23 protein-coding genes are annotated in these 24,656 nt (G+C 63.3%); 16 read left to right on the plus strand and 7 right to left on the minus strand.

Annotation, left to right across the window (positions count from 1 at the left end):
- Nucleotides 1-31: 31 nt before the first annotated feature.
- The gene (locus tag AAGS40_RS02785) at nt 32-1,363 is read left to right on the plus strand and encodes a glycosyltransferase WbuB (protein WP_345813037.1); all 1,332 of its coding nucleotides are present in this window, start codon (nt 32-34) and stop codon (nt 1,361-1,363) included.
- Between the two features lie 30 nt (nt 1,364-1,393).
- Here the strand turns inward: AAGS40_RS02785 and AAGS40_RS02790 are convergent, their stop codons facing one another.
- Nucleotides 1,394-1,858, minus strand: a complete 465-nt coding sequence (locus AAGS40_RS02790; RefSeq protein WP_345813038.1) for a hypothetical protein — start codon at nt 1,856-1,858, stop codon at nt 1,394-1,396.
- 218 nt (nt 1,859-2,076) lie between these two features.
- Here AAGS40_RS02790 and AAGS40_RS02795 point away from each other — a divergent pair, with 218 nt between their 5' ends.
- Entirely contained in the window at nt 2,077-2,697 is a 621-nt protein-coding gene (locus AAGS40_RS02795; protein ID WP_345813039.1) for a DapH/DapD/GlmU-related protein, read from the plus strand.
- Between the two features lie 225 nt (nt 2,698-2,922).
- Entirely contained in the window at nt 2,923-4,659 is a 1,737-nt protein-coding gene (locus AAGS40_RS02800; protein ID WP_345813040.1) for a GMC family oxidoreductase, read from the plus strand.
- Nucleotides 4,660-4,811: 152 nt separating this feature from the next.
- Here AAGS40_RS02800 and AAGS40_RS02805 read toward each other — a convergent pair whose 3' ends face one another.
- Together AAGS40_RS02805 and AAGS40_RS02810 are read right to left on the minus strand one after the other, a co-directional pair.
- On the minus strand, nt 4,812-6,026 hold the full coding sequence (locus AAGS40_RS02805; protein ID WP_345813041.1) for a glycosyltransferase: 1,215 nt from the start codon (nt 6,024-6,026) through the stop codon (nt 4,812-4,814).
- Entirely contained in the window at nt 6,023-7,528 is a 1,506-nt protein-coding gene (locus AAGS40_RS02810) for a hypothetical protein (protein ID WP_345813042.1), read from the minus strand. Before AAGS40_RS02810 ends, AAGS40_RS02805 begins: the two co-directional genes overlap by 4 nt.
- A 336-nt stretch (nt 7,529-7,864) precedes the next feature.
- On the opposite strand from AAGS40_RS02810, the gene AAGS40_RS02815 reads away from it, so the two are divergent.
- Nucleotides 7,865-9,127, plus strand: a complete 1,263-nt coding sequence (locus AAGS40_RS02815; protein ID WP_345813043.1) for an acyltransferase — start codon at nt 7,865-7,867, stop codon at nt 9,125-9,127.
- A 139-nt stretch (nt 9,128-9,266) separates the two neighbouring features.
- Here AAGS40_RS02815 and AAGS40_RS02820 read toward each other — a convergent pair whose 3' ends face one another.
- Nucleotides 9,267-10,472: a glycosyltransferase gene (locus tag AAGS40_RS02820; protein WP_345813045.1), complete on the minus strand. Its 1,206-nt coding sequence runs from the start codon at nt 10,470-10,472 to the stop codon at nt 9,267-9,269.
- A 322-nt stretch (nt 10,473-10,794) separates the two neighbouring features.
- On the opposite strand from AAGS40_RS02820, the gene AAGS40_RS02825 reads away from it, so the two are divergent.
- Complete coding sequence (locus AAGS40_RS02825) at nt 10,795-12,048, plus strand: oligosaccharide flippase family protein (RefSeq protein ID WP_345813046.1); 1,254 nt, start codon at nt 10,795-10,797, stop codon at nt 12,046-12,048.
- Nucleotides 12,048-13,124: a glycosyltransferase family 4 protein gene (locus AAGS40_RS02830; RefSeq protein WP_345813047.1), complete on the plus strand. Its 1,077-nt coding sequence runs from the start codon at nt 12,048-12,050 to the stop codon at nt 13,122-13,124. The genes AAGS40_RS02825 and AAGS40_RS02830 overlap by 1 nt, the downstream gene beginning before the upstream one ends.
- A 107-nt stretch (nt 13,125-13,231) precedes the next feature.
- Here the strand turns inward: AAGS40_RS02830 and AAGS40_RS02835 are convergent, their stop codons facing one another.
- The gene (locus AAGS40_RS02835; RefSeq protein WP_345813049.1) at nt 13,232-14,320 is read right to left on the minus strand and encodes a hypothetical protein; all 1,089 of its coding nucleotides are present in this window, start codon (nt 14,318-14,320) and stop codon (nt 13,232-13,234) included.
- Nucleotides 14,321-14,397: 77 nt separating this feature from the next.
- Nucleotides 14,398-15,039 carry a hypothetical protein gene (locus AAGS40_RS02840; protein WP_345813050.1) on the minus strand — a complete coding sequence of 214 codons (642 nt, stop codon included), beginning with the start codon at nt 15,037-15,039 and terminating at the stop codon, nt 14,398-14,400.
- A 302-nt stretch (nt 15,040-15,341) separates the two neighbouring features.
- Here AAGS40_RS02840 and AAGS40_RS02845 point away from each other — a divergent pair, with 302 nt between their 5' ends.
- The 5 genes from AAGS40_RS02845 to groL all read left to right on the plus strand — a co-directional run bounded on the left by AAGS40_RS02845 (nt 15,342) and on the right by groL (nt 19,389).
- Nucleotides 15,342-15,776 (plus strand): hypothetical protein, encoded by a 435-nt coding sequence (locus tag AAGS40_RS02845; protein ID WP_345813052.1) that lies wholly within the window; start codon nt 15,342-15,344, stop codon nt 15,774-15,776.
- Between the two features lie 188 nt (nt 15,777-15,964).
- On the plus strand, nt 15,965-16,411 hold the full coding sequence (locus AAGS40_RS02850) for a glycine zipper domain-containing protein (protein WP_345813054.1): 447 nt from the start codon (nt 15,965-15,967) through the stop codon (nt 16,409-16,411).
- A gap of 103 nt (nt 16,412-16,514) precedes the next feature.
- Complete coding sequence (locus AAGS40_RS02855; RefSeq protein ID WP_345813055.1) at nt 16,515-16,910, plus strand: hypothetical protein; 396 nt, start codon at nt 16,515-16,517, stop codon at nt 16,908-16,910.
- Between the two features lie 493 nt (nt 16,911-17,403).
- A complete protein-coding gene (gene groES / locus AAGS40_RS02860; RefSeq protein WP_008923887.1) occupies nt 17,404-17,694 on the plus strand; it encodes a co-chaperone GroES in 291 nt (96 codons plus the stop codon).
- A gap of 54 nt (nt 17,695-17,748) precedes the next feature.
- On the plus strand, nt 17,749-19,389 hold the full coding sequence (gene groL / locus AAGS40_RS02865) for a chaperonin GroEL (RefSeq protein WP_345813060.1): 1,641 nt from the start codon (nt 17,749-17,751) through the stop codon (nt 19,387-19,389).
- 233 nt (nt 19,390-19,622) lie between these two features.
- Here the strand turns inward: groL and AAGS40_RS02870 are convergent, their stop codons facing one another.
- Nucleotides 19,623-20,483 carry a hydroxymethylpyrimidine/phosphomethylpyrimidine kinase gene (locus AAGS40_RS02870; RefSeq protein ID WP_345813061.1) on the minus strand — a complete coding sequence of 287 codons (861 nt, stop codon included), beginning with the start codon at nt 20,481-20,483 and terminating at the stop codon, nt 19,623-19,625.
- A gap of 287 nt (nt 20,484-20,770) precedes the next feature.
- On the opposite strand from AAGS40_RS02870, the gene AAGS40_RS02875 reads away from it, so the two are divergent.
- From AAGS40_RS02875 to pyrR, 5 genes are all read left to right on the plus strand, one after another.
- Nucleotides 20,771-20,941, plus strand: a complete 171-nt coding sequence (locus tag AAGS40_RS02875; RefSeq protein WP_006047743.1) for a rubredoxin — start codon at nt 20,771-20,773, stop codon at nt 20,939-20,941.
- A 362-nt stretch (nt 20,942-21,303) separates the two neighbouring features.
- Entirely contained in the window at nt 21,304-22,716 is a 1,413-nt protein-coding gene (locus AAGS40_RS02880; RefSeq protein WP_345813062.1) for a hypothetical protein, read from the plus strand.
- Nucleotides 22,717-23,032: 316 nt separating this feature from the next.
- Nucleotides 23,033-23,611, plus strand: a complete 579-nt coding sequence (locus AAGS40_RS02885) for a YqgE/AlgH family protein (RefSeq protein ID WP_345813063.1) — start codon at nt 23,033-23,035, stop codon at nt 23,609-23,611.
- A complete protein-coding gene (gene ruvX / locus AAGS40_RS02890; protein ID WP_345813064.1) occupies nt 23,608-24,048 on the plus strand; it encodes a Holliday junction resolvase RuvX in 441 nt (146 codons plus the stop codon). The genes AAGS40_RS02885 and ruvX overlap by 4 nt, the downstream gene beginning before the upstream one ends.
- Nucleotides 24,035-24,577, plus strand: a complete 543-nt coding sequence (pyrR, locus tag AAGS40_RS02895) for a bifunctional pyr operon transcriptional regulator/uracil phosphoribosyltransferase PyrR (RefSeq protein ID WP_345813065.1) — start codon at nt 24,035-24,037, stop codon at nt 24,575-24,577. The genes ruvX and pyrR overlap by 14 nt, the downstream gene beginning before the upstream one ends.
- Nucleotides 24,578-24,656: the final 79 nt, after the last annotated feature.

Below are 24,656 nucleotides of genomic sequence, written 5' to 3' on the forward strand. Positions count from 1 at the left end.
CGATCTAGCCCTAACCTGTCTGGCAGCCAAAATGAAGATCCTGATCTACGGCCTGAACTACGCGCCTGAACTGACAGGGGCGGGCAAATACACAGCGGAAATGGCCGTGCTGCTGGCAAGCCGTGGACACGACGTGCGCGTTGTGTGCGCACCGCCTTATTACCCGCATTGGCGTGTGGCGAAAGGTTTCGCCTGGTGGCGTTACAGGCATGAAGTGCTCGACGGCGTGTCGCTGTACCGCGCGCCGCTCTGGGTGCCCTCCAAACCGGGCGGCGTGAAGCGCATGCTGCACCTCGCAAGCTTCGCGGTCAGTTCGTTGCCGTTGCTGGCGTGGCAGGCGTTGTGGCGTCCTGACGCGGCGATGCTGATCGCGCCTACGTTGATGTGCGCACCCGGCATGCTGATGCTCGCACGCGCGACGCGGGCGAGTGCGTGGCTGCACATTCAGGATTACGAGGTCGATGCGGCATTCGACCTCGGCCTGTTGAAAAGCTCGCGCGCCGCGCGCGTGGCGCGGTGGCTCGAGAGCGGCTTGCTCAAGCGCTTCGACGCCGTATCGTCGATCACGAGACAGATGAGCACGCGAGCCGCGTCGAAGGGGGTGGACCCGTCGCGCGTCGTGTGTCTGCCCAACTGGGTAGACGTGGCGACCATCTTCCCGCTCGAGCAGCCGAGCAAATACCGGCTTGAACTGAACATCCCGCCCGAACAGAAAGTGATTCTGTATTCGGGCAACATCGGCGCGAAGCAAGGCATCGAAACGCTCGCGGACGCTGCCGCGCTGCTGGCCGATCGAAGCGACCTGACTTTCGTTTTCTGCGGCGACGGCGCGGCGAAAGCCGATCTCATGAAGCGCTGCACCGGACTGACGAACTGCCTGTTCCTGCCGTTACAGCCGTTCGAGCGCCTCAACGAGTTGCTTAATCTCGCGGACATTCACGTACTGCCGCAACGCGGCGATGCCGCGGACCTGGTGATGCCGTCCAAACTCACCGGAATGTTTGCGAGCGGCCGCGCTACCGTGGCAATGGCACGGCGCGGCACGGCGCTTTATGAGGCAGTCGCGCCGCGCGGCGTGGTGGTGCCGCCGGACGATGCGAAGGAACTGGTCGCGGCGATCACCGTGCTTGCCGACGACTCGCAACGCCGCGCGCTGCTCGGCCAGGCAGGGCGCGAGTATGCGGAGAGGGAGCTGTCGCCGGAGTCCACGATCCGGACCTTCGAAGACCGGCTGAGCCTCTTCTATCGCCAGGACCTGCGCGGCAAGAGCGTGAAAACCGCGCCGTCGTATTTCGAGCCGAGGCCCGCACCCGTCGCCGCGCCGCAAGCGCCGGCTACTGCAGAGGAAGGCGCGCCGGAGTGATCCGGTTCGCGCCCTGTCATGAATGCGAGATCACCACGGGGACTTGTACACGGCATGCTTGCCGGCGTACGGGTCGGCGTAGGCGGTCTTCGCAGCGCCTTCTGGCCGCATCCCTTCCGCAGCATTCGGGGCGGCACCCTGGCCCGCGACATTGAGCGCACCGTTGTTGCCAGCCGCGCCGTTGCGCTGCTTTTTGCCGGGCGCGGCCTGCTTGCCCGGCGCGCCGCCTATCGTCATCCGTTGCGTGTCGAGCAGTGCTTCACGCTGGTCGTCGCCAGCGTTGCCTTGCGCTTCTGCTCCATAGCTGCGCGGTCCGCCGAGCAGATTCGTTTCAGTGCCGCGGCGCGCTGCCTGGCGATTCGCGGGTGTCTGCCCGGCGGCGCCGTAGTCGTTGGCGGGAACCGCGGCGGGCGCCTGCGCTTGCGCCTGTGCATCCGCACCGCCGTTGTTTTGCGCGAAGGCGGGCAGCGTGTGCGAGGCAAGTGCGACCAGCATCAAGGCAGTCGTTTGTCGAAGCGAGATATTCATCGTAGTCCCCAAGAAAGTGCAGTCGCGATAGAGCTATCGTGCGCCAACCAGCACGCGCGAAGCCGCCAAAACGCTTGCCCTCACAGCCAGTACGTGAAGACCAGAAAGGCGTCGCAACATAATGTAAGTGAATGGGCTGGCATGCATGACCATGTTTACCACGCCTTGTGGTTTGGAGAAAGCTGATGGGTAACATAGCCGACGATCCGCACATTGGACGCGTGCCGAAAAGCAACATTGCGCACGACGACGTTCGCGTCATCGACCTGAGCCTCGCCGGCAAAGGCAACTACCGGGCGAAGCGCGGCGCGCTGATCGAGCTCATCTGGTTCGTGCTCGAAGCATGTGTGATCAACAACAAACTGCTGCCTTTTTCCGGCGTGCGCGTCGCGCTGCTGCGCCTGTTCGGCGCGAAGATCGGTACCGGCTGCCGCTTCGTGCATCCGGTGCGCGTGAAGGCGCCCTGGAATCTCGAAGTCGGCGACAAATGCTGGTTCGGCGTGGATGTGTGGATCTACAACCAGGCCCCGATCCGCATCGGTTCGAATGTCTGCATCTCCCAAGGCACGTTCCTCACGGCCGGCTCCCACGACATGAGCACGACGATGGATCTGCGCGTCGCGCCGATCGTGATCGAAGACGGTGTCTGGATCACGTCGAAATGTGTCGTGCAGATGGGCGTGACCATCGGACGCTCCGCCGTCGTGACGCCGATGTCCGTCGTGCATCGGTCACTCGAACCGGGGGGCGTGTATGGCGGAAATCCTTGCCGTTTCATCCGCAACCGTTTTGATTCCGTTGCCTGAAGCACAGAAGAATAGCCAGATTATTTATACGCTTGAATGGCCCGGGTCGTGACGGTTAAAGGCAGTCGTCGCGAATCGGCTCGAGACCGGTATTGGCCGGTTGCACCCGGGGCGGCCCGGATATTCTGGCCGGTCACGACGTTTGCGCGAAGGCGCCCAGCCAGGACTGGCGCGCGGTCGTCGCAACGCACCCAAGACATGCATGAAGAAGATGGGGAGTAGGGGATGTTCATCGATACTCGCACTGTTGAGCAAAACTCGGTTGTTGAAACAACGGTCTGCATCATCGGGGGTGGTGTTGCAGGCATTACGCTCGCGCTGGAAATGTCGCGTGCAGGCGTCGACACATGCCTGCTCGAAAGCGGCGGATTTGCGCCCGATGACGAAACCCGCGATCTGTATCGCGGCGAAAACACCGGGCTCCCCTACCGATTCGCCGACGGCTCGCGCAGCCGCTATTTCGGCGGCAGCAGCAACTGCTGGGGCGGTTGGTGTCGGCCGCTCGATCCGTGGGATTTCGAGAAGCGCGACTGGATTCCGCATAGCGGCTGGCCATTTGGCCTCGACGAACTTGCGCCCTATTACGCACGCACGCATCAGCTGTTGCAACTCGGCCCGCAGAATTTCGACCCCGCTTACTGGGAGCGCGAAATTGGCCGTCCCGATGTGCGCCGCATTCCGCTGAGCACCGGTGATCTGCGCGACACCGTTGCGCAATTCAGCCCACCGTTGCGCTTTGGCAAGGTGTATCGCGACGAACTCGCCAATTCGAAACGCGTTCGCGTGTTTCTGCATGCCAATGTGCTCAACATCGACGCCAATCCGCAAGGCACGTCGATCACCCGCGTGAAGGTCGGCACGTTCACCGGGCGACGTATCTCGGTGTCCGCCAAGATTTTCGTGCTGGCTACGGGCGGCATCGAGAACGCGCGGTTGCTGCTCGCTTCGAACAACGTGCAGGCCGCGGGTCTCGGCAATGCAAACGATCTGGTGGGCCGCTACTTCATGGACCACCCGCGCATGATGTCGGGCAAGGTCCGGATGCGTCCGGGCGTTGCGCGCAACAAGCTGTACGACATCAAGTATCACTACCAGAACGTCGCGGTGTCCGCGCACGGCACGAAGATTTCTTCGCAGTTCGCGCCCACCGAGCAGTGGATGAAGCGCGAGCAGCTGCTGAACTCGCGCGTGTGGCTCTATTCGCGCTGGTATGGCGAGGGCAGCGCAGGCTCGGAGGCGCTGATCCGCTGCAAGGAAGCGCTGATGGGCAAGGATCAGCCCGGCCGCAGCATGAAGGCCGATATCGCGACCATGGCCGCGCATCCGCTCGACACGGTGGGTTTTGGTTTGACGCGGCTGTTGCAGTGGCCTGCGCTGATCACGGGCGTGACGTTGCAGGCGATCGTCGAGGCCGTGCCCGACCCGGACAGCCGGGTCACGCTGTCACCCGACAAGCGGGACCGCTTCGGCATGCCGCGCGTCCGCGTGGACTGGCGCCTCGGCGATCAGGTGCAGCGCACGTTCGACAAGACGTTCGGGTTGCTCGCGCAGGAGTTGCAACTGTCGGGCGTGGCGGACACGGTACTGGATGCGCCGCTCGAAGGCCGCACCTGGCCTGCGAAGCTCGAAGGGACGTGGCACCACATGGGCACGACCCGCATGCACGATTCGCCGCGCGAGGGCGTGGTCGATCGCAACTGCAAGGTACACGGGATGAGCAACCTGTATATCGGCGGCAGCTCGATCTTTCCGACGGTGGGTGCGAATTTCCCGACCATCACGATTGCCGCGCTGTCGTTGCGTCTGGCGGGTCATCTGGTCAAGCAGCTCGATTTGCCGGATGTGATCGGCAATACGCGTTACGAGGCCGCGAACAGTTCGTCCATGTCGATACAGTCGCCGCACGTGGACACACTGCCGATCGCCGCAGCCACGCTGACGCCGTTGATGAAGGAGCAGTGAACGCTGCAGAAGAAGCGAGGGCGTGTGCGCGGTCGGCACCCGCCCTTGCGCGTTTTTACGGGGTCAGGATGTGATGCTGCGGTGAAAACGGCAGCGCAGGAACGAAAAGGGCCGCTTCATGCGGCCCTTTTCGTATCCGGCGGTCAGCGGTGTCAGCGGCCTTGCGGCGTCGCCTCGCGAAACGTGGTGAGTGGAGCGGGATGGCGGTCGTCGTGACCGCCATTCGTTTCCAGCAAAGCGGTCAATGCGGCCGCCATCGTTTCGATCCTGAAGCGCGAATTGAACGTGCGAGCAGCCTGCACGCGCATGGCCTCACGCGCCGCGCGATCCATTTCGAGCCAGCGCAGCAGATTCTTTTCCGTGCCGTCGACGGTATCCGCGGCTACCAGCCCCGCACCGTCCATATCGATTTCGCGCCACACGTTGACCTTGTCGGAGATCAGCGCTGGCAGTCCGCAGCCGAGCGCTTCCGCCACGGCCACACCGAAGTTTTCCTGATGCGAAGGCAGCACGAACACGTCGCTCGCATGGAAAGCGCCCCACTTGAGCTCACCTTGCAGCATGCCGGGCAGGCTGACTCGCTGCGAGATGCCGGCAGCCTTCGCTTGCGCGCGCAGGCTGGTCATCCAGCCGGTTTCATCGGGACCGGCGATCACCAGATGCAGCGCCGGATCGCGGTTCGCCACGCGCGCAAATGCGTCGATCAGCAGATCGCAGCCTTTTTTAGCATGCACCCGTCCGAGAAACAGCACGATCCGCTTGTCACGCAAATCCGGCATTTTTTTCAGGAATGCTTCGCGCACGGCTGCCGCGTCGAGCGGCGGAACGATCGTGCCGAATGGCACGATGCGTTCGTTTGCCCGATAGAGCCAGAACGATTCGCGTGCGCGGGTTCGCTCTTCTTCCGTCGTGAAGATGACGGCACGTGCGTCGCGCAGCACGCGATATTCGGCCCACGGCCAGTACAACCACTTCTTCAGATGCTTGAGGGGATAGGCCTGCTTGAACCACGGGTCGAGCATGCCATGCGCGTACACGTAGTAAGGCACGTTGCTGTTGCGCAGCGCTTTCCACGCTGCGAGACCGTGATACTGCCAAAGCCCGTGGACGATGACGGCGTCGAAGCGGCGGGCGTTCTCGGCGATCCACGGCGCAAGGCGCTCGCTGTAGCTGTAGCGGTTGCGCGTCGGCCCGAACGCATGCACTGGAAACGGAAACGCGGCGAGGTAGGTCGCGCCGGGCGTGTCGCACGTTGCGACCTCGATCGTATGGCCGGCTGCCTGCATTGCCACGCCACTGCGGCTAACGCCTTCAACCGGACCGCCGTCGCGCGGGTCGACACTTGCAAGAAGGTGGAGGATTTTCATCGCGCGATATTGGGTCGGTTGCTGTGATGGCGCGGCGCGTTGTGCGGCACGATCGCCCCGAAATGATTGCTGCCTGACGAGTCCGGCGCTCCATCGCTGACGGTACGCGTCATGCCGAGCGCAGCCGGAAGGTCGGGGCGGCCCATGCCCGGATAAATGCGGTCGGGCTGCGCGGGCATCATGCCCGGGCGCGGCGGTCGGGGCCGCGGTGCACGTTTGGTCCGCGCGGGCAACGCGCGCTGCAGGCGCGCATAGGTGGCCACCATCAATCCGAGCGCCACGCCGAAAACCAGCCCGGAAAATCGTGGCCCGAGCGGATTGCCGCCAATCGACGTTGCCGGCAGCGCCGCAAACAGCATGATCGCGCGGCCGAGAACCGGCAGCAAAGGCGCGTCCGGTACGACCGAGCGCCAGTGACGGTAGGCGAAGAAGCACACGGCCAGCGCGGCGAGCGTAGCGAGCGGCATGCCGATGCCGAACAACAGACCGCCTGCGAAGAACTGATAGACCCAGAAGTTGTGACCGGCGGCCCATTCGTTGATCGCGTAGAAGTCCTGCTCGCTGATCTGGCCGGCGAGGTCCGGCAGATAAAGCGGGGAGTAGCGATAGTAATGTCCATAGCCCTCGCCGAAGAGCACCGTCTCGGGCGACTGTGTGACCTGGTCGTACTGATCGCGCATTTCCGCGAGGCGGGTGATCGTGGTTGGATCCTTGCCGGTCTTCGTTTCTTCCGACGCGAAAATGCGCTGTGTCCAGTGGTCGGCCACCGTCGGAAAGCTCAGCGCGGCGACGCCGGCCACGCCCGCGAGCACTGCGCCGACGAGCAGGCCGCGCGTGACCGCGCGCCACATGTGCTGCGCGGACGGTGCGCTCATCGCCAGTGCGATCACGAAGAGCAGTACGGTGCCCACCAGCAGACTGCGGGTGACGCTCAGCAGTTCGAACAGGATCGTGGCGAGGAAGGTCAACACTGAAATCAGCGTGTAGCGCCGCGCGACGACGAATTCGTGCAGCAACACGCCTTGCAGTCCGAGCAGCGTGACCGAGATGATCCGATAGCGCACGTCCTCCAGATCACCGCCCGTCGCCATGCCGTAGCCGAACGTGAAGAGGGCGCTGATCACGTTGGCGACGAACAGTGCCCTTTCGAACTGCGAGATCCGGTATTCGCTCCACGGGCGGCACGCCACCAGATAACCCAGCAGGAACAGCACGAAAGGCAGCAGCGTGCGCAGGTAGTTGCCCGTGTCGTTGTCCTGAAGGATCTGGGCAACAATGCTGCCCGCCACACACAGCATCAGACTGGACGTGACGACCGTTCGCAGCGTGGAACGCTCGCGAAAACGCGGAGCGATCAGATAAAGGGCTAGGCCTGCTGCAAAGGCCGGAATAACGAAAACGAACTGGATCAGGTGGCCCGTGTTGGCGTCGGTGGCTTTATAGTCAAACGCAAGTGGTATCAGAAAGATCCATATCCACGGCGTTGCGTACTGATGGCGCATTGTTGATTCCTCCCCGTTGCGGTTCATTCGCCGCCGGTCTGTTGCGGACGGTCTCACATAGATTCATTGTGCGGGAATCGCCCGTCGTGGATGTTGGGTTAACCACGTTCGTCACCAATTGCCTGGGTTCTGGCGACACTGGCAAGGGTATGCTCTGCAAGACGCGCGCACACTGGAACAGGTTGTCGGTCAATACCTTGAAGTTGGCGCACACGCGCGCATGGCGCCGCCGAATATGCAGAAAGGGCTTCGTGCCCTCGGAATCGACAGGGACCATTTTGCATGGGATTGGAAGCAGGCGCTCAGCGTCAACTCCGATCGACAGGGGAGAACAACATGAAATTAGTCGGCGGGTCGGGACCTGCAAAAGCGGACCGGGCAATCGAGCTCGACTTCGTCCGGGGTATCGCGATCATCGCGGTGATGGGCTTTCACTTTCATGCTGTTCACACCGGTAATGTCCTGATTCAGATCATCGAGTATCCGCTGAAGAACTTCGGCCGTGAAGGCGTCAATCTGTTCTTCACGCTGAGCGGCTTTCTGGTTGGCGGCCTGTTGCTTCGACAGTACTCGGAAAAAGGCCACGTCGACGCGAAACGCTTTATCATCCGGCGGATTTTCCGCATCTGGCCTGCTTATTACGTGCTGATTGCGTTCCATGTACTGGCGGGGCGCCATCCGTTGAACAGCTTTCTGTTCCAGAACCTGACCCATCTGCAGAACTATCTCGGCACTTCCATTTCGCAGACATGGAGTCTCGCGGTCGAAGAACATTTCTATCTCGTGCTGCCTGCGCTTTTGCTGCTGTTCGCCCGGATGCGACTGCGCGCGTGGACCATTGTGGGCATTCTCAGCGGGATCTGTGCGGTAGTGCTCATAGCGCGCTGTTTTGCGGTGGCGGGCGGCGACCTCGATGGCGCATTTGCCTATACGCAATACCGTATCGACAGTTTGCTCGTCGGCGTGATTCTCGCGGCGATCTACTGGATGAAGCCGGAAGTCTACAAACAGATCGCGCAGCGCAAGTGGATGCTGCTCACTGCGGTGGCGCTGCTTTGCGCATGGCTTGCGTTCGCGACGAAGAACCTCGCGCTCGACGAAAGCGTCGGCTACACGATTCAGGCCATCGGCTTTGCAGCGTTGATCATGTTCACGCTGCAGTACTCGGGTTCGTTGCGCAAGACGTGGCTGTATCGCGGCGTAGCGTGGATCGGTCTCTACTCCTATGGAATCTACCTGTGGCACTCGCTTGCGCTCGCGCCTGGCGACATGGTGATCCGCAAGGCGACTGCGCTCGGTCTTCCGCCGAGCGCGATCTGGATCGTCGCGCTGACGTTCCAGTTCGCCTTTGCGATTTTCATTGGTTACGCTACGACGCGTGCAATCGAGTATCCGTTCCTGCTGTTGCGCAACAAACTGTTCCCGGTGAAGCGCAGCAGCGCGGTGCGTGACGACGCGCTGCCGGCTGCGGAGGACACAGCGCCGGTCGTTGCCAATGAGGTCGCCACTGTGCGCGAGGAAACGCCGCAAGCAGCGCGCGAGGAGACGCCGCTCGTCCATCAGGATTTACCGCCGGTAGCGGGCGGGCAGTTATCCTGATGATCGTGCTACGCCGGCAACGGCGCCAGATTGCGTTATAGCGTCAAAAACAGATCGGCCGTCGCATTGACGGCCGATTGTATTTCAGGGACCCGTAGCGGCGATCCGGCTTGCGGATCGGCGTACGAATCAGCTCGGCTCAGGCCATCTGCTGAAGCAGCGTCTGCTTGAACTGGCCGAGCGTGTGGCGCGACATCAGGTCTTCACGCGCCGGGGGCACGTGTTGCGGTTCATGCGGCCACGACGTCATTGTCTCGGTGATCGCCTTGCCGATCGAAGCCGAACTCAGGTCGCTCATCACCGGTCCCAACTCGCAGCGCCGGCTGAACCAGCCGATCAGACCATCTTCGGTGGCGATCACGGGCTTGCCGAACCGGTAAGCCTGCACGAGCACGCCGCTCATGCCGTAGTGACCTTTGTAGCCGAGCCAGACGGCGTCGCAGGCGGAAAAGAGATCGCGCTCCATCTCGTTCGAAATGAACGAATCGAGCACGACGGGCGGCGGGTTCAGACTGCGGATGTGATTGCGCATGAAGTGCCGCGTGCCCGCGTCCTGCTCGCCTGCCACGATCAGCGCGGGAGCTTTGTCCATCCGTGTGAGCGCATGAACGAGTTCGTAGATGCCCTTCCTTTCCGTAATGGCGCCGTACACGAGCAGATATCGCTGATCGGGCGCGAGGCCGAGACGCGCGCGCGCCAGCGCCGGATCTTCGGCATGTTCATCGGGAAATGGGTCGGCCACGTAGGCCACTTTCGCGCTGCCTTTCGATGCATGACGCGCGGCCCATTCCGGCAACGTGGGATCGATCGTCAGCAACGTGCGCAAGCCCGTGGTGCGGACCGCACGCCGGAAAATAAGCGCCTTGATCGCGTTGACGAGCGGACGGTCGGGCGCCTTGATGCCCACCTTGTGATGATGAAAGGTCGAGCGCATGGTGATGCCGATCCAGGGCGTATCGCCGAATGGCGAACCGAGAAAGGGCAGCCCGTAAAAGAAGTAGTCGGCATAGGGCACGACCACGAGACGGATCGACTGCATGCGGCTGATGATCTTGTGCACGCGCTTGAAGTAGTGATGAAAGCGCGAGTACTGATTGGAGCCGCGCAGGCTTCTGCGAGGCAGTTCCTCAGGATCGACGAAGGCGATCTGCTGATCCGGGCGATTAGCCTCGCTGATCTGCCGCGCGAGCCGGTGATCTTCATTCGCGCATTCAGTGACGAAAATGCACGGATAGCCCGCCTCGGCGCACGCTTGCATGGTCCACTCGACATAGCGCCAGCGATGCCCCGTGAGATTGGGTTCCACTATCAGGACGTAGTCTTGTTCCATCGCGTCGGTCGCCATATTCGTTGTTCGAGATTGCCCATGCGCAGCCCTTCCAGCTGCGCTAGCAGAACAACGTTAGCACTGCCCGACGCGCATGAAACTGTCCATTTGAGCCGCTCTGTGGGTCAACGTACTAGCGGCCGCTGGTCGAGGCCGAACCGGCCTAGTTGATGGCGGTTGTCGGCGATTGTCTCGCGGTAAGGTCGTGGCTAGTGTTCGATCAAAACTTCGCCAGCTTGCTGGTGTGACCTAACTCATTATGCGCCGACGGCGTTCGCAGCGATGCTCGACATCCTCGCTGCGCAACCGATCGCGGCGTTGCGATTCAACGGAGATCAGCTTGCGGGCGATCAGGCTTCCGGCATTCTCGATAGCGGGCAGTTTCGGTGCGAGTGCGGCAACTTGGGTGTTGTTGCAGCAGTTCGCCGTGCGCGGGCTCGTGGCTATCAAATTCCTGGCGATTGGCCGCATGCTCGGCCCGGCTGCAATCGGTAGCGTGAGCGTCGCACTGCTTGCGGTGGCGATCGCCGAGGCACTGTCCGATACAGGGCTCGCGCAGGCGGTGATCCAGGGCGAGCATTCGCCGACGCGCTCCCAGCTCGGCGCGGTTTGGACCACGCTGACCGCGCGCGGCATCTTCATCTCGCTGCTGCTGGTGGCGCTCGCGCCGCTGCTCAGCAGCCAGTTCCATCTGAACGGCTCGCTCGTGCTGATTCAGCTGGCGGCCGCCTTGCCGCTGCTGCGCGGGCTGGCGTCGCCGACCTATTACGTCGTGCAGCGCGAGCGGCGCTTCCAGCATATTGCCGGCGTGGAAGTGGCGGCATCGTTCGTCGACTGTTCCGTCGGCCTTGGGCTCGCCTATTTCGGTGCCGGTGCGGCTTCGGTGCTGATCGGACTCGTCGCCGGCGAAGCACTGAAAAGCACGCTGACCTGGGCGACCATGAATCCGCGGCCGCCGGTGCGCCCGGTCTGGTCGGGCATTGGCCAGTACGTCGGCTTCAGCCGCTGGATCTGGGCCAGCAGCGTGATCAATCTGCTGCTGAACCAGTTCGACAAGGTGGTGGTCGGCAAACTGCTCGGACCGGCTCAGCTCGGCGGCTATCAGATGTCGTCGCGACTTGCGCAGATGCTGCTTGCCGACGCCGCGATCGCCATGTCGCAATATCTGTTTCCGACTTTTGCGGCGCATCATCGCAGGAATCCGCAGCAGGCTTCGCGGCTCATCAGGATCTATCTGCTGGCAGTCGCGGTGGGGCTTGCGGTGTTCGTCGAAGTGCTGCGACTGATCGCCGAGCCGCTCTTTTCGCTGATTCTCGGCGCGGCCTGGCTGCCGGCCGTGCCGCTGTTCCGGATTCTCGTGATCAACATGGCGATCGGTGCGTTGATCGCGGTGCTGGTGGCGTATCTGCGCGCAGTCGGCGACGCGAAGGCGACGGTCCACGCGTCCGCGATTCAGGTGGTGGTGCTGCTCGCGAGCGCGCCGCTCGCGGTGCACTACTGGGGCGTGACGGGCATTGCCTGGTCGATGACACTCGGGCTCGGCTGCGCGGCTGCGTGGATGCTGTTCCGGACGCTGACTGCGAGGACACCGTGATGCGTGTTTTTCACCTCGTGCTCGCGCCGCGTCTGTCGGGCGCCGAAGTCCTCGCGAAAGACCTCGCCCTCGATCAAAGTGCCGAGGGAATGGCCGTGTGCGTGGCATCGCTGTCGCCCGCGCACGCCGACTTCCAGTCGCTACAGGATGAGCTGACGGGCCACGGCGTGCAATGCTGGTTTCCGCGGCGGCGGCATCGTCCGCTGCGCAAGTTGTGGAACCTCTTTGCCGCGGTGCGCCGTTTCCGTCCGGACGTGATCTTCGCGCACGCCACGATCCCGTCGTTCTATGCGCGCTCGCTGCCGTTGGGCGTGCCCGTCGTCTACGTGATGCATTCGGCGACCAACGACTTCGAGCGGCCCTTGTTCCGGCGTATCGAACATATCCTGTCAGGCCGCGCGCGGATGGTGATCGGCGTGTCGCAGCAGGGCGTGACCGACTACGTGCAGGCAATCGGCGCGCATCCTTCGATGACCGTCGTGCCCAACGGCGTGGACCTCGCGCGCTTTGCGTTCACGGACGGCGTCGACTGCAACGACCGGCCGCCGCTTGTCGTGCAGATCGGCCGCTATGCGGCGGTCAAGAACCAGCTGCTGACGGTGCGTGCGTTCAGCGAAGTGCTCAAACAGGTCGAAGGCGCGCGCCTCGCGCTGTATGGCGTGGTCGAAGATCCGGATTATCAGCGCGCAGTGATCGACCTCACCAAGGAACTGGGCGTCGAGGACCGCGTCACCGTGGCGGGGCCTCGTACCGACGTCGCCACGCTTCTGTCCGAGGCGAGCGTGTTCGTCATGCCGTCGCGCTCGGAAGCGCACAGCGTGGCGTTTCTGGAGGCGCTTGCGTCGGGCGTGCCGATCGTCGCCAGCAAGATTCCGGCGTTCGCATTCGCCAACGGCTTTCCGGGTGTGCAACTGGTGGACACCGACGATCTGCGTTCTTACGTGGATGCGGTGGTGACTGCGCTCGGACAGAAGCGCGCGCAACGCTCGCTGGCGGGTCTGACGCTCAGGGATACCGCGGACCGGTATCGGGCGATTGCGCAACAGGTTTCGTCGCTGGCCGTTTCGACGCGCTAGCGGCGCGTTCCAGCCTGGCGCGGCTTTCCGGGCTTCCGGCTTCACGTCGCGCCCGCCCTTCGCCAACGCGAGGCGGCCTCGCGCATAGGCGCTTTCCAAGGGCCCGTTTAGTGATGGGCCATCAGATCCCGTAAATCGGCAACAGGCTCGGGCTGCGGCTCGACGACCGGCGGCGGCACGACCGCGAGCTGCGTCTCGCGCTGGGCGAGGGTCACGAGCTGCTGGGCTTCCTTGCTGCTGGAGTCGATCGTTAGCGCGGTGCCGGCGTTGCGCGACACGCAATTCCAGCGCGAAATATAGCCGCAACCTCGAGCAAGGCTCAGCAGCGCGTCGCGTTGCTGTTCGCGGGCGCTCACCGTGGCGCGCAGGCTCAGCGCGTCACGGTTTCGCGGTTCCTCGGCGATCGCGGCGGCAAGACGTGCCTTGGTCGCCGACAGATTGTTCTGCTGCAAATTCGCACGCGCGGCTCGCAGATGCCGCGCGACATCCGCGCGGGGCTTGTCGGCCGTCTCGCTGGCCAGCTGGCTGCCTTGGACGCGTGCGCTATCAGGCGGCGTTGTTTTCATTGCGGAGGCGGCGGCTGGTCCCGACAGCAAGCCTGCGGCCGAAGCCGACGCTGTCACGCCGCGCCGCTGACCCGGGGCCGCGGTAACGGCGGGCGCACTTGCCGGCGACTGAATCTGCGCGGGCCGCGCCGGCGCGGTGAACGGTAACGCGGCGACAATGGCCGAGCGCCGCGTGGCAACGATCGACGACGGCTGTCCGCTTTGCGTCTGCACCTTGCCGGACACGCCGATTGGCGGCGGCACGCTCGCGTCGTTGCTGTGAATGAACCCAAGATATACCGCCGACGCCACCAGCAGCGCCGACGCACTGAGGACGAGCGGCTGCCGCATCCTTTGAAGAACAGGCGGAGCAGCCACCGGCTCTTCGAGAAGCGCATACGGATGAGTCCGCGCGCTCGACGACGGGCGCCAGATGCGTCGAGCCGGCAAGTGCGTCTCGATCGGCAGCTCGGGGTCGGGCAGGGGAATGCGAAGCTTCGTGGCTTGCGGGGCAGCGGTCGGACGGGTGCTGAATGAATCGACCTGCGGCGCATGACACGATGGACACGCCGCGAGACGGGGGTCGAGCGGCGCACCGCAGTGGCCGCATTCGGATGAGTCGTGCTGATCGGAAGTCGGTTCGCTAAGCATTGCCAGTTCGTCTATGCGCACCGAATGCCGGCGCCACCATCGAAAAAACCAGGCACCGTGCAGGCTTGCCGCCGGGCTTACTGGACGACGTAACCCCGCGCCTGCATGCATGCGCCATACGCGGCCCAATATTGTGTCATCGGCGGCTCCGGTGCAGGCAGCGGCGGCATTTGTGTGCCGCTGCCGACTGCCGCGCTCTGCGCGCCGCTAGCCATAGCGGCTGACGATGCGCCGCTATCCGCGCTCGTTGCCGTCGCTGAGGCAGCCGTTGCTGAGGCAGCCGTTGCCATGGTAGCCGATGCGCCGGTTGCGGTTGTCGCGGTGGTCGTCGCCTTGCCTCGCGCGTGTGCCGTGCTCCCGCTTGCCGGCTTCGGCGCTGCGGCCGTGGCGGGCGCTGACGCGCTCGCGTCCGGCGCGCTCATGTCGGCGGGCATGCTCGTGCCGAACGGCGCCGCCGAGAAACTGCTGGGGGGCAGGGGTGGCCGCGACGGCACACCGGTGGAGGACGTTCTGGTCGCCGCCGGTTGTCGAGGCGGCAGTTGCGACTCGTGGGCGATATTGACCTTGGTCTGCTTGTTCGCCATGGCGTAGCAGGTCGCCGTATCGATGCTGCGCTGATACGGGCTTTGGCTGCGTACCGGATAGGTGAGCGGCTGCCATGCAAAAGCAGCACTGCTGAAGACCGCTAAAGTGATTGCTGTATATGTTCTAAGTCGCATCGCAGTCGCTCCCGCAGCGATGTTTAGCCGTTTGCCGGCATTGTTCTTCGCGGAGTGTTCTGATAGCTGCTAGTTCTGCCGCTGAACAGCGGCTGATTGCCGCGAAGGCTCTTGGTTTCAGCGTAACACCTGTGGTTGCCGCCGCAGCGATCAGCATAGCGCGCGAAAACGCCATCGTGCAGTCGATTAGCGACACATTCAAAAAATGCATGTGAAAATTCCGCGAAAAAGGCGAAAAAGCCTGGGAGAATCCCTGGCAATTGCGGGATCGGGGCAGTGTTTCCGGGAGCGGTGAGACCGTAATGAAGTGCGGTGAAAGTGGTTCATTCTTTCAGTTGCCGCACAGGCCAGAAATGCCGTCGCGCAGGCAAGCCGGAATGGGACATTTTTGGGTCAAAAGTAATTTAACTATTTTTCCGCGCACGTGTATCGGACGCTCGCCTACCATGACTCATGATGCTGTCGCGATCATGGCTCTCTCCGATCTGGCGGCTCGGGTCGAGCCTTTTTGGCCGCATGGGCCGGCATTGGTTGCCATTGGCCGCCAGCAAGGATTGCGCGATTTGCAGTGGATTTCGGTTGCCATCGTTGATAAGGGTGACAGAAGTTTCTGGACTCTATTGCGACGCTTAAATCACCCGGTTTTCCGAGTCGGCTGTTTTCTGAAATCGGCGGAAAGCAGCCGGATGGCGCAACGAACAAAGGCGGTCGAAAGACATTTCGTTGGCTGCCAATGAACACGTTATTGAGAATTGCAACCTTCATTTGCCATCAATACGCAAGCGTTAATGATTGGCCGTTCGTTCGCTTACGCACGTCGGCGGCGGTTTCATTTGTCTTCAACCAATTCAATCGGCGGCGGATCCTCGCTGCCTTGTTGCTGTTTTAACGCCGGGGCGGCGCTTACTTATGTATGGAGAGTGGTATGAAGCGTCTTGCTGTGTTCATGCTGTTGGGTCTTAGTGCAGCAGCGCTGGCTCAGAAGCCAGCCGTATATCCCGCGCATGGTCAGAGCCCGGAGAAGCAGCAGCAGGACGAAAGCGCCTGCTACACGTGGGCGAAGCAGAACACCGGGATCGATCCCGCGACCGTCGCTCAGGCCGCGCCGCCGCCTGCTCCAACAGGTGCGCGCGCGGCGGGCGCGGCCAGAGGCGCGGCGGCGGGTGCGATTGTCGGCGACGTGAACCATCACGATGCGGGGCACGGCGCGGCGGTCGGCGCCACGGCGGGCGTGCTGGCGGGCGGCGTGCGCAGCCGCCAGCAGCACGCGGCGCAGGCGCAGGCCGCGAACACCGGCAAGCAGAACGCAATGAACACATACTGGCATGCGTACGGTGCATGCATGCAGGGGCGCGGGTATTCAGTCCAGTAGCGGCGGCGTGTGCCAACGCCTGGGTGGCCCGAAGGGGCAGCCTGATTCAAGTCAGGCGTGCTCGAACAAAAGCTAACCGGCGCGGCGGACGTAAGGAGCGAGCATGGTGAAAAGGCAATATGTGTATCGGCGGCTGTTCCTGGCAACCTGCACGCTATTGCTGTCATTAGCCGCTGGCAGGCCAGCTTTCGCCGACCAGGACATCGCGAATGCGAATGTCGAGACGGCGGCCGAACGCGCGCATTTCGCACACGACTTTTGCGGCGTCGCGCCCGAGCGCATTACCGCGTATAAAGAGCGCATCAGACAGGTGCAGCACGGCGTCAGCGATTTCGAGCAGCACTGGCAGGCAGGCTGGCGCCGCATGGACGACGAGAGCACGCAAATGAGTCAACTGCGCGAGGGCGATCCGGCGGAGTTCGCCGCGCGCGTGAAGTCCGACTGTGGCCGGCTCAAGTGGATGGCGCAGAACGCAGTGCGTCCACGTTCTTCAAAGTAATGGCGGCTTTGTTCCGGAGCTTCGCGGTCCAGACGCGGGAGATTCGGGTCTACGTCAGTCGCTCTCAATATAGCCGTCACTTGGGTGGGCTGATGACATCGACGCCGGCCACGGCCTGCGCCAGGGATTTCCCTGGCAGGTCTGCGCGGGGAGTCTTCCCGCGTACCGGCGGCCGCTCGACTACGCGATTTTCCGAGCCCAAACAACTTAAGTGTGGGCACCACAGCGTGCAAGTGATTGTTTTGACGAAGAATCACGACTGGGCTATCTAGGCCCCGTCGCCGCATGAACTGCCAGTTTGGCGTGCAATTCGCCGGGTTTACACCGACGCACGGCATGATCTTCGCATTTGCCGCGCTTCCCTTCTTGAATTTGTCACCACCGCTCCATATAATTAGCACTCACTGCACGAGAGTGCTAACAACATCGCCGGTTGGCTCGGTCAGCCGGGTTTTCTCAGCGTTCTTCAGTCTCAATCAAGAGAGGAGTATGTATGAACCTTCGTCCTTTGCATGATCGCGTGATCGTCAAACGTCTGGATCAAGAAACCAAGACCGCGTCGGGCATCGTGATCCCCGAAGCCGCAGCAGAAAAGCCGGATCAAGGCGAAATTCTGGCAGTCGGCCCGGGCAAGCGCGACGACAAGGGTGCGGCAATCGCACTCGACGTGAAGGTTGGTGACCGTGTTCTGTTCGGTAAGTATGCAGGCCAGACCGTTAAGGTCGACGGCAACGAACTGCTCGTGATGCGTGAAGAAGACATCATGGCCGTGGTGCAGAAGTAAGCGCAAAGCCGCTACTTTTCCCGGTCCTATCCACAGAATTCAAGGAGTTAGAAGATGGCAGCTAAAGACGTCGTATTCGGTGATTCCGCCCGTGCCAAGATGGTTGAAGGCGTGAACATCCTCGCGAACGCCGTGAAGGTCACGCTGGGTCCGAAGGGCCGCAACGTTGTGCTAGAACGCAGCTTCGGTGGCCCGACGGTCACCAAAGACGGTGTGTCGGTCGCGAAAGAGATCGAACTGAAAGACAAGCTCCAGAACATGGGCGCACAAATGGTCAAGGAAGTGGCTTCCAAGACCAGCGACAACGCAGGCGACGGCACCACGACCGCTACGGTCCTGGCTCAGTCGATCGTTCGCGAAGGCATGAAGTACGTTGCATCGGGCATGAACCCGATGGACCTGAAGCGCGGCATCGACAAGGCTGTTGCAGCCGCTATCGACGAACTGCGCAAGATCAGCAAGCCGTGCACGACCAACAAGGAAATCGCTCAGGTCGGCGCGATCTCGGCGAACAGCGATTCGTCGATCGGCGACCGCATTGCTGAAGCAATGGACAAGGTCGGCAAGGAAGGCGTGATTACCGTTGAAGACGGCAAGTCGCTGCAAGACGAGCTGGACGTTGTCGAAGGTATGCAATTCGACCGCGGCTACCTGTCGCCGTACTTCATCAACAATCCGGACAAGCAGGTTGCCGTTCTGGACAACCCGTTCGTGCTGCTGCACGACAAGAAGGTCTCGAACATTCGTGACCTCCTCCCGGTCCTGGAACAGGTCGCAAAGGCTGGCCGTCCGCTGCTGATCATCGCTGAAGACGTCGAAGGCGAAGCACTGGCAACGCTGGTGGTGAACAACATCCGCGGCATTCTGAAGACGGTTGCTGTGAAGGCTCCGGGCTTCGGCGATCGTCGTAAGGCTATGCTGGAAGACATCGCGATCCTGACCGGCGGTCAAGTCATCGCTGAAGAAACCGGCCTGACGCTCGAAAAGGCAACGCTGGCCGAACTGGGTCAAGCGAAGCGTATCGAAGTGGGCAAGGAAAACACCACGATCATCGACGGCGCTGGCGAAGCGGCAAGCATCGAAGCACGTGTGAAGCAGGTTCGCACGCAGATCGAGGAAGCAACGTCGGACTACGACCGTGAAAAGCTGCAGGAACGCGTGGCCAAGCTGGCAGGCGGCGTTGCAGTGATCAAGGTTGGCGCTGCGACCGAAGTCGAAATGAAGGAAAAGAAGGCGCGTGTCGAAGACGCACTGCACGCAACGCGCGCAGCGGTGGAAGAAGGCATCGTGGCGGGCGGCGGTGTTGCGCTGATCCGCGCTCGCACGGCAATCGCAGGCCTGAAGGGTACTAACGCCGATCAGGACGCAGGTATCAAGATCGTTCTGCGCGCAATGGAAGAGCCGCTGCGTCAGATCGTCACGAACGGCGGCGAAGAAGCCAGCGTCGTGGTGGCAGCGGTTGCTGCTGGCCAGGGCAACTATGGCTACAACGCGGCAACCGGCGAGTACGTCGACCTGGTGGACGCAGGTGTCGTGGACCCGACGAAGGTTACGCGCACGGCGCTGCAAAACGCAGCTTCGGTCGCTGGCCTGCTGTTGACCACCGACGCAGCTGTCTGCGAACTGCCGAAGGAAGACGCACCGATGCCTGGCGGCATGCCCGGCGGCATGGGCGGCATGGGCATGGACATGTAATTGCCTTTGGGCCTCGTTCGAGGCTCAACGGGAACACATGGGGAAGTGCGCTGCGAGGCGCACTTCCCGAAAGAAAAACCCGCGCAAAACGCGGGTTTTTTCTTTGGAGTGCGCCTGGAACTGAAACGTGGCGAAGGGAAAGACGGGGCGGCGGCGCCAATACCACCAATGGACCTTCGGCAGGAATTCGGGCCAGCGCGGCAGGGGGCCGCAAAAAGGAGGTGAGCGGTCGTCTAATGACGCGCTTCGCCCGGTGCCGCATCCTTGCCGGTGGCGGGCGGCGTTTCGTCGTCGCTACTGCGGGCCCAGAAGAAGCGATCCGGCATGTACGCGCCCATTCCCGGCCGGAACGCGCTGCGCACGGCCTGGTACAGATACTCCTGAGCCTCGCGCACCGCTTCGGCCGGTTCCTGGCCATTGGCGAGCAATGCGGCAATTGCGGACCCAAGCGTGTCGGTTAAGCCCATGATCCGGTGGCTGCCGCGGTCCCACATGTCCTGGCGCAACTGGCCGTCTTCGCTGTAAAGCGTGTTGACGAGGCGGTGAGTGCCCGTTTCCGTCGACAGAATGTATTCGCAGCCTTGCGACAGCAGGTGCGAAATTGCCGCGTCGAGGCTCGGCGCCTCGGCGTCGCCGTCCGGCTGCGCGAGCGCGAGCAGAGTGGCGGAGTCGGCGACCAGCAGCGTGGTTTGCGGGGCAAGCAGGTCGGCAATGGCTTCGCGCAGTTCGTCGGCAGCGAGCACATGTTCGTCGTCGAGCGTGAAGTCGGGTGCGAGGATTAAGGGGATGTCGTCGTAATCGGCGACCACCTCCGCAATTGCGCTCACCACTTCAGCCCGGGTGCACGCGCCGACCTTGAAGGCGGCAATCGGCATGTCTTCCAGCAGCATTCGCGCTTGCGTCGCGACCACTTCCGGGTCGAGTCCGTTGACTTCGTCACAGGTGGCCGAGTCGCGTACCGTATAACCCGTCAGCACGGAGACGCCGTGGCAGCCCATGCTGGCGAGGGTCATCAGGTCGGCTTGCAGGCCGGAGCCGCCAGTGGGATCGGATAGGCCGAAGGTGAGGACAATCGGAGGCGTGTCGCTGGGCATGAAAATTTACGAAAAGGTGCGGTTTTTGGCGCGCTGGTTGCGCAATCGGCTCAATTATGCGGCCTAAACCGCCGCGAAGGCGTTTTTTCGCATTCTTCGTGCGACGGCGCCCGGCCGCTTGCGCAAGCGGATGCCGGCAAAGCATGAGCAGGCGCAAAGGAACGGCGGGAAAGCCTCGTCGGAAGCGGCCGGCACGCGCCGCATGCCTTTCTGATTGCTAGGCATTGGGTCGGCAACACGGTACCATCATGGCTCCCGTTTCCATGGACTCTTTGACGCGACACAAGATGGAATACCAAAGCTGGATGTGCCTGATTTGCGGCTGGATTTACGACGAAGAAGCCGGTTTGCCGGACGAAGGTATTGCGCCGGGCACCCGCTGGGAGGACGTTCCCATTAACTGGACCTGCCCTGAATGTGGCGCGCGCAAAGAAGACTTCGAGATGGTGCAGATCTGAGATTGGACGGGCAGCATAGTGCAGCGCGCGTGGTGCGTTGCGCAGTAACCCGACAGCGCGCAATTTGGCGCGCGCGCTTTGGCGTACGCGATAGCCATTTGAACGGTCTGGTCTGAATCGAAGCGTTCGCCACCCGGTAGTCGCCCGTAAGCGGCCGCCCATCCGCGGTCGCCGCCAATCGGTCGCCGCCAGTCGGTCGCAATCGCCCAAAGGGCATGGCCCGATCGTGGAGCGTCGGAACGTACTCGCTTTCAGTGTGTCGCAACGGTAGTCTGTCTTTTGTGCGTTGCCAGTTCGCGTTCGCCGGGCAGTCAGCGTACGGCGCGCCTCGCGACCGTCCGTCAGCCTCCCCTTGCCCGCTCATGAACCTTCGAAGCTCCGTCCCCGATTCCCTTGAAGCCCTGCCCAACGCGCGTGGCGGTGCGGTCCGTACCGCCGAACTCGCGCTGGCCGAGGCGCTGCTCGCGTTCGAGCAGCAGGAGGAAAGTGCGGTGGCGTTGCTGCGCGCGTCGAACGCGCTGCGTAGCGCCGGCTGGCTGAGCGCGCAACGCTTCGCAGACGCGCTGGTGCGGCTTTCGCCGCTGGCGGCGGGCAACGCCGCAGGAACAGGCGACGCCCGCGCGGCGTTCAGAGCGGCATTGCGCGACTTTCGCGCCGCGCTCGAGCGGCACAATCTGCGCGAGCTGGCCTGCTCGCCGCTGTTATTCAGCCATTACCGCGCGGTGTGCATCCATTTATCCGAGCACACGCCGGGGTCGAGTGCCGCGTTCGAAGACCTCGCATTGGCCGCGCGACCGGTCCCGATCGCGTCGATGCCGGTGCGTTCCGCCGATCAACTGGCCCTTCTGCGTGCGCGCTACGAGCGTGCGCTGCTGCCGGTACTGCGCTCGCAGCACGATAACGGGCGCACCGCGGTGCGCGCCATCACCGATGCGGCGCTCGATGACATCGACGCCGTCCTTGCCGAACTCGCAGGCCCCGATCCTTACGACTTCTGGCGGCTCGCGCAGGCATGCGCGAAGGCATTGCGCGTGAGCGGCCGTGCTGCGCTCGATGCCGACGGCCGCCGTTTCTATGCCCGCTGCAATCTGGCGCTGGGCGACCATGCGCGCGGCATCGAGCGCGCGCCGCGCTCGCTGGTGCGCGCCACACTTGCGCTGCTCTGGCGCGACTACGCGTTGTTCGGCGCCGCTGCGGAAGATGCCGGGCAGGTCGAAGTGCTGCGCGACTATGGCCTGACGGTCGACTGGCACGTGGCCGCAACGCAGGCATCCGAAATGCTGTGGGAAGCTGGCGTCGCGCAGGCGCAGGCAGTGAGCGCCGACCTGACGTCGCAGACGCGCGATCTGGGCGTGCTGACTGTCAACGCGCACGCCTACGAGGATTTTCTGCAAACAGCCGACGCGTCGATTGTCGCGCTGACGGACCACGCCCGCGCAGCGGAACAGCCTGAAAAGGCCGACCCGGGCGAGGCGCTGCAAGCCAGCGACGCGGCCTACCGGCTGGGCGCCGCCGCATGCGCGCTTGGCCTCGGGCACGCAGCGTTGCTCGCCGACGCGCTGGGCCTCGCGTGGCGCCGCCGCGCGCATGCGGGCGTCTCCGCGCCGGCGGTCCGCGCGCACGTCATGGTCGAGGCACCCGCTGTGAGCACACTGGAGCAGTCGGCCGAAGCGTTGCGCGCGACGCTGCACAAGGTTGCCGCGGGCGTAGCGCCGCCGGTCAGCGGGGACGCTTTGGCGGTGCTCACGCGCTCGATCGAGCAGGGCGGACCGTGACGGACAACCCGGCAGATCCGGCAAAAACCGGCACGCGCGGGGCACGAGCCACGCCGGCCCGGCTTGCGGCGCGATGAGTATGCGTTGCCTCACCTCGCTCGAAGCCTCTGGCGCATTTCCGGCGTGGCGCGTCATCCCGCCGGCCTGCAGCGTGGCCGCGACTCGCGTGCGTGATAGAGTGCAACTAGACTGCAATCTGATCCGCCGCCGGTGACTTGCGGCACGCGTGAACGAACATTAACGAACACTTCAGGGCGCATGTCGCGGTCACGCCGACAGCCCGCCATCCTGCATCGTCTTTGCTAAAATCCGAACTATGTCCAAGAGTACCGATCGCATCAATCTGACCAACCAGTTCCTGATCGCCATGCCCAACATGGCCGATCCGACGTTCTCGGGAACGGTGGTCTACCTTTGCGATCACAGCGAGCGTGGCGCGCTCGGCCTCGTGATCAACCGGCCGACCGACATCGACCTGCAATCGCTTTTCAATCGCATCGACCTCAAGCTCGAGATCGAACCCCTTCTGCATGTGCCCGTGTATTTCGGCGGCCCGGTGCAAACCGAGCGCGGCTTCGTGCTGCACGAACCGAAAAGCGGCGGCGGTTATACGTCGTCCATGTCCGTGCCGGGCGGTCTGGAAATGACCACGTCGAAAGACGTGCTCGAGGCGGTCGCCGGCGGCACCGGGCCGGAGCGTTTCCTGCTCACGCTGGGTCATGCGGGTTGGGGCGCCGGTCAGCTCGAAGAAGAGATTTCGAAGAACGGCTGGCTCACGGTGGAAGCCGATCCGAAAATCGTCTTCGACGTGCCCGCCGAAGACCGCCTCGAAGCCGCGCTCGCGCTGCTCGGCATTTCGCTGTCCATGCTGTCGGGCGAGGCGGGCCACGCATGAGCCTCGTAGCCGGACGTGAGGCGACGCTGCTTGCGTTCGACTATGGTGAAAAACGGATTGGCGTCGCGGTCGGCAATTCGCTGACGCGCAGCGCGCGGCCGCTCGTCATCGTGCCGAACCGCGGCCGCGAATATCGCTTCGAGGCGGTCGGCAAGCTGATCGCCGAATGGAAGCCGGACGCGCTGATCGTCGGCTTGCCCATGCATCCGGATGGCGCTCCGCATGAAATGACCCGGCTCGCCACGCGCTTTGGCAATCAGCTGAATGGCCGCTTCAATCTGCCGGTGACATGGGTGGACGAGCGCTATTCGTCGGTCGAGGCGAAAGCGGGCATTCGCGCCGGCAACGGCCGCGCCGACATGCTCGACGCCGAGGCCGCCAGCATCATCCTCCAGCAATATCTAGACGGACTTTCCGACGATCATGAGTTCCATTGACGCCGAAGCGCTATATTGCGCGTTGCTCGACCAGATTCGCGCGGCCTATGGCGACCAGCTCGGCGCCGGGCCGGATCGCGCCGAACGGCCGGTGCTCGCCGGCATCTATAGCGGCGGCGTATGGCTTGCCGAACGCCTTGCGCGCGACCTGAAGCTGCCAAGCTTCGGTGTCGTGAACGTGGCGCTGCATCGCGACGACTACGCGAAAAAAGGCCTGCATTCGCAGGCAAGCCCGACTTCGCTGCCTTTTTCGGTGGACGGTCGCCATATCGTGCTGGTCGACGACGTGCTGTACACCGGGCGCACCATTCGCGCCGCGCTCAATGAACTGTACGACTACGGCCGCCCGGCCGCGGTCGAGCTGGCCGTGCTGGCCGATCGTGGCGGCCGCGAGTTGCCGGTGGCGGCGCGTTTTGTCGGCGGCGCGGTGGACGTGTCCGCCGACGCGACGCTCGTGCTTGCCCGTGACGAGGGCGGCGCCGAGGGCAGTCCGCGTTTCACTTTTCATACCGAGGCGCGCGTCGATTGAACGAGGCGCGAGCCCGAATGCGCGCTCACCCATGCGCAATGCACCCGCATCGCCCAACTCGCGGACCGGTCGCCCCCAC

Source organism: Paraburkholderia sp. PREW-6R (assembly GCF_039621805.1).
Classification (GTDB): domain Bacteria; phylum Pseudomonadota; class Gammaproteobacteria; order Burkholderiales; family Burkholderiaceae; genus Paraburkholderia.

Bases quoted from the DNA above. Each gene is read 5' to 3' on its own strand.
- AAGS40_RS02785 (WP_345813037.1), top strand. From the start codon at position 32: ATGAAGATCCTGATCTACGGCCTGAACTACGCGCCTGAACTGACAGGG.
- AAGS40_RS02790 (WP_345813038.1), bottom strand. From the start codon at position 1,858: ATGCTGGTCGCACTTGCCTCGCACACGCTGCCCGCCTTCGCGCAAAAC.
- AAGS40_RS02795 (WP_345813039.1), top strand. From the start codon at position 2,077: ATGGGTAACATAGCCGACGATCCGCACATTGGACGCGTGCCGAAAAGC.
- AAGS40_RS02800 (WP_345813040.1), top strand. From the start codon at position 2,923: ATGTTCATCGATACTCGCACTGTTGAGCAAAACTCGGTTGTTGAAACA.
- AAGS40_RS02805 (WP_345813041.1), bottom strand. From the start codon at position 6,026: ATGAAAATCCTCCACCTTCTTGCAAGTGTCGACCCGCGCGACGGCGGT.
- AAGS40_RS02810 (WP_345813042.1), bottom strand. From the start codon at position 7,528: ATGCGCCATCAGTACGCAACGCCGTGGATATGGATCTTTCTGATACCA.
- AAGS40_RS02815 (WP_345813043.1), top strand. From the start codon at position 7,865: ATGAAATTAGTCGGCGGGTCGGGACCTGCAAAAGCGGACCGGGCAATC.
- AAGS40_RS02820 (WP_345813045.1), bottom strand. From the start codon at position 10,472: ATGGCGACCGACGCGATGGAACAAGACTACGTCCTGATAGTGGAACCC.
- AAGS40_RS02830 (WP_345813047.1), top strand. From the start codon at position 12,048: ATGCGTGTTTTTCACCTCGTGCTCGCGCCGCGTCTGTCGGGCGCCGAA.
- AAGS40_RS02835 (WP_345813049.1), bottom strand. From the start codon at position 14,320: ATGCTTAGCGAACCGACTTCCGATCAGCACGACTCATCCGAATGCGGC.
- AAGS40_RS02840 (WP_345813050.1), bottom strand. From the start codon at position 15,039: ATGCGACTTAGAACATATACAGCAATCACTTTAGCGGTCTTCAGCAGT.
- AAGS40_RS02845 (WP_345813052.1), top strand. From the start codon at position 15,342: ATGAAGTGCGGTGAAAGTGGTTCATTCTTTCAGTTGCCGCACAGGCCA.
- AAGS40_RS02850 (WP_345813054.1), top strand. From the start codon at position 15,965: ATGAAGCGTCTTGCTGTGTTCATGCTGTTGGGTCTTAGTGCAGCAGCG.
- AAGS40_RS02855 (WP_345813055.1), top strand. From the start codon at position 16,515: ATGGTGAAAAGGCAATATGTGTATCGGCGGCTGTTCCTGGCAACCTGC.
- groES (WP_008923887.1), top strand. From the start codon at position 17,404: ATGAACCTTCGTCCTTTGCATGATCGCGTGATCGTCAAACGTCTGGAT.
- groL (WP_345813060.1), top strand. From the start codon at position 17,749: ATGGCAGCTAAAGACGTCGTATTCGGTGATTCCGCCCGTGCCAAGATG.
- AAGS40_RS02870 (WP_345813061.1), bottom strand. From the start codon at position 20,483: ATGCCCAGCGACACGCCTCCGATTGTCCTCACCTTCGGCCTATCCGAT.
- AAGS40_RS02875 (WP_006047743.1), top strand. From the start codon at position 20,771: ATGGAATACCAAAGCTGGATGTGCCTGATTTGCGGCTGGATTTACGAC.
- AAGS40_RS02880 (WP_345813062.1), top strand. From the start codon at position 21,304: ATGAACCTTCGAAGCTCCGTCCCCGATTCCCTTGAAGCCCTGCCCAAC.
- AAGS40_RS02885 (WP_345813063.1), top strand. From the start codon at position 23,033: ATGTCCAAGAGTACCGATCGCATCAATCTGACCAACCAGTTCCTGATC.
- ruvX (WP_345813064.1), top strand. From the start codon at position 23,608: ATGAGCCTCGTAGCCGGACGTGAGGCGACGCTGCTTGCGTTCGACTAT.
- pyrR (WP_345813065.1), top strand. From the start codon at position 24,035: ATGAGTTCCATTGACGCCGAAGCGCTATATTGCGCGTTGCTCGACCAG.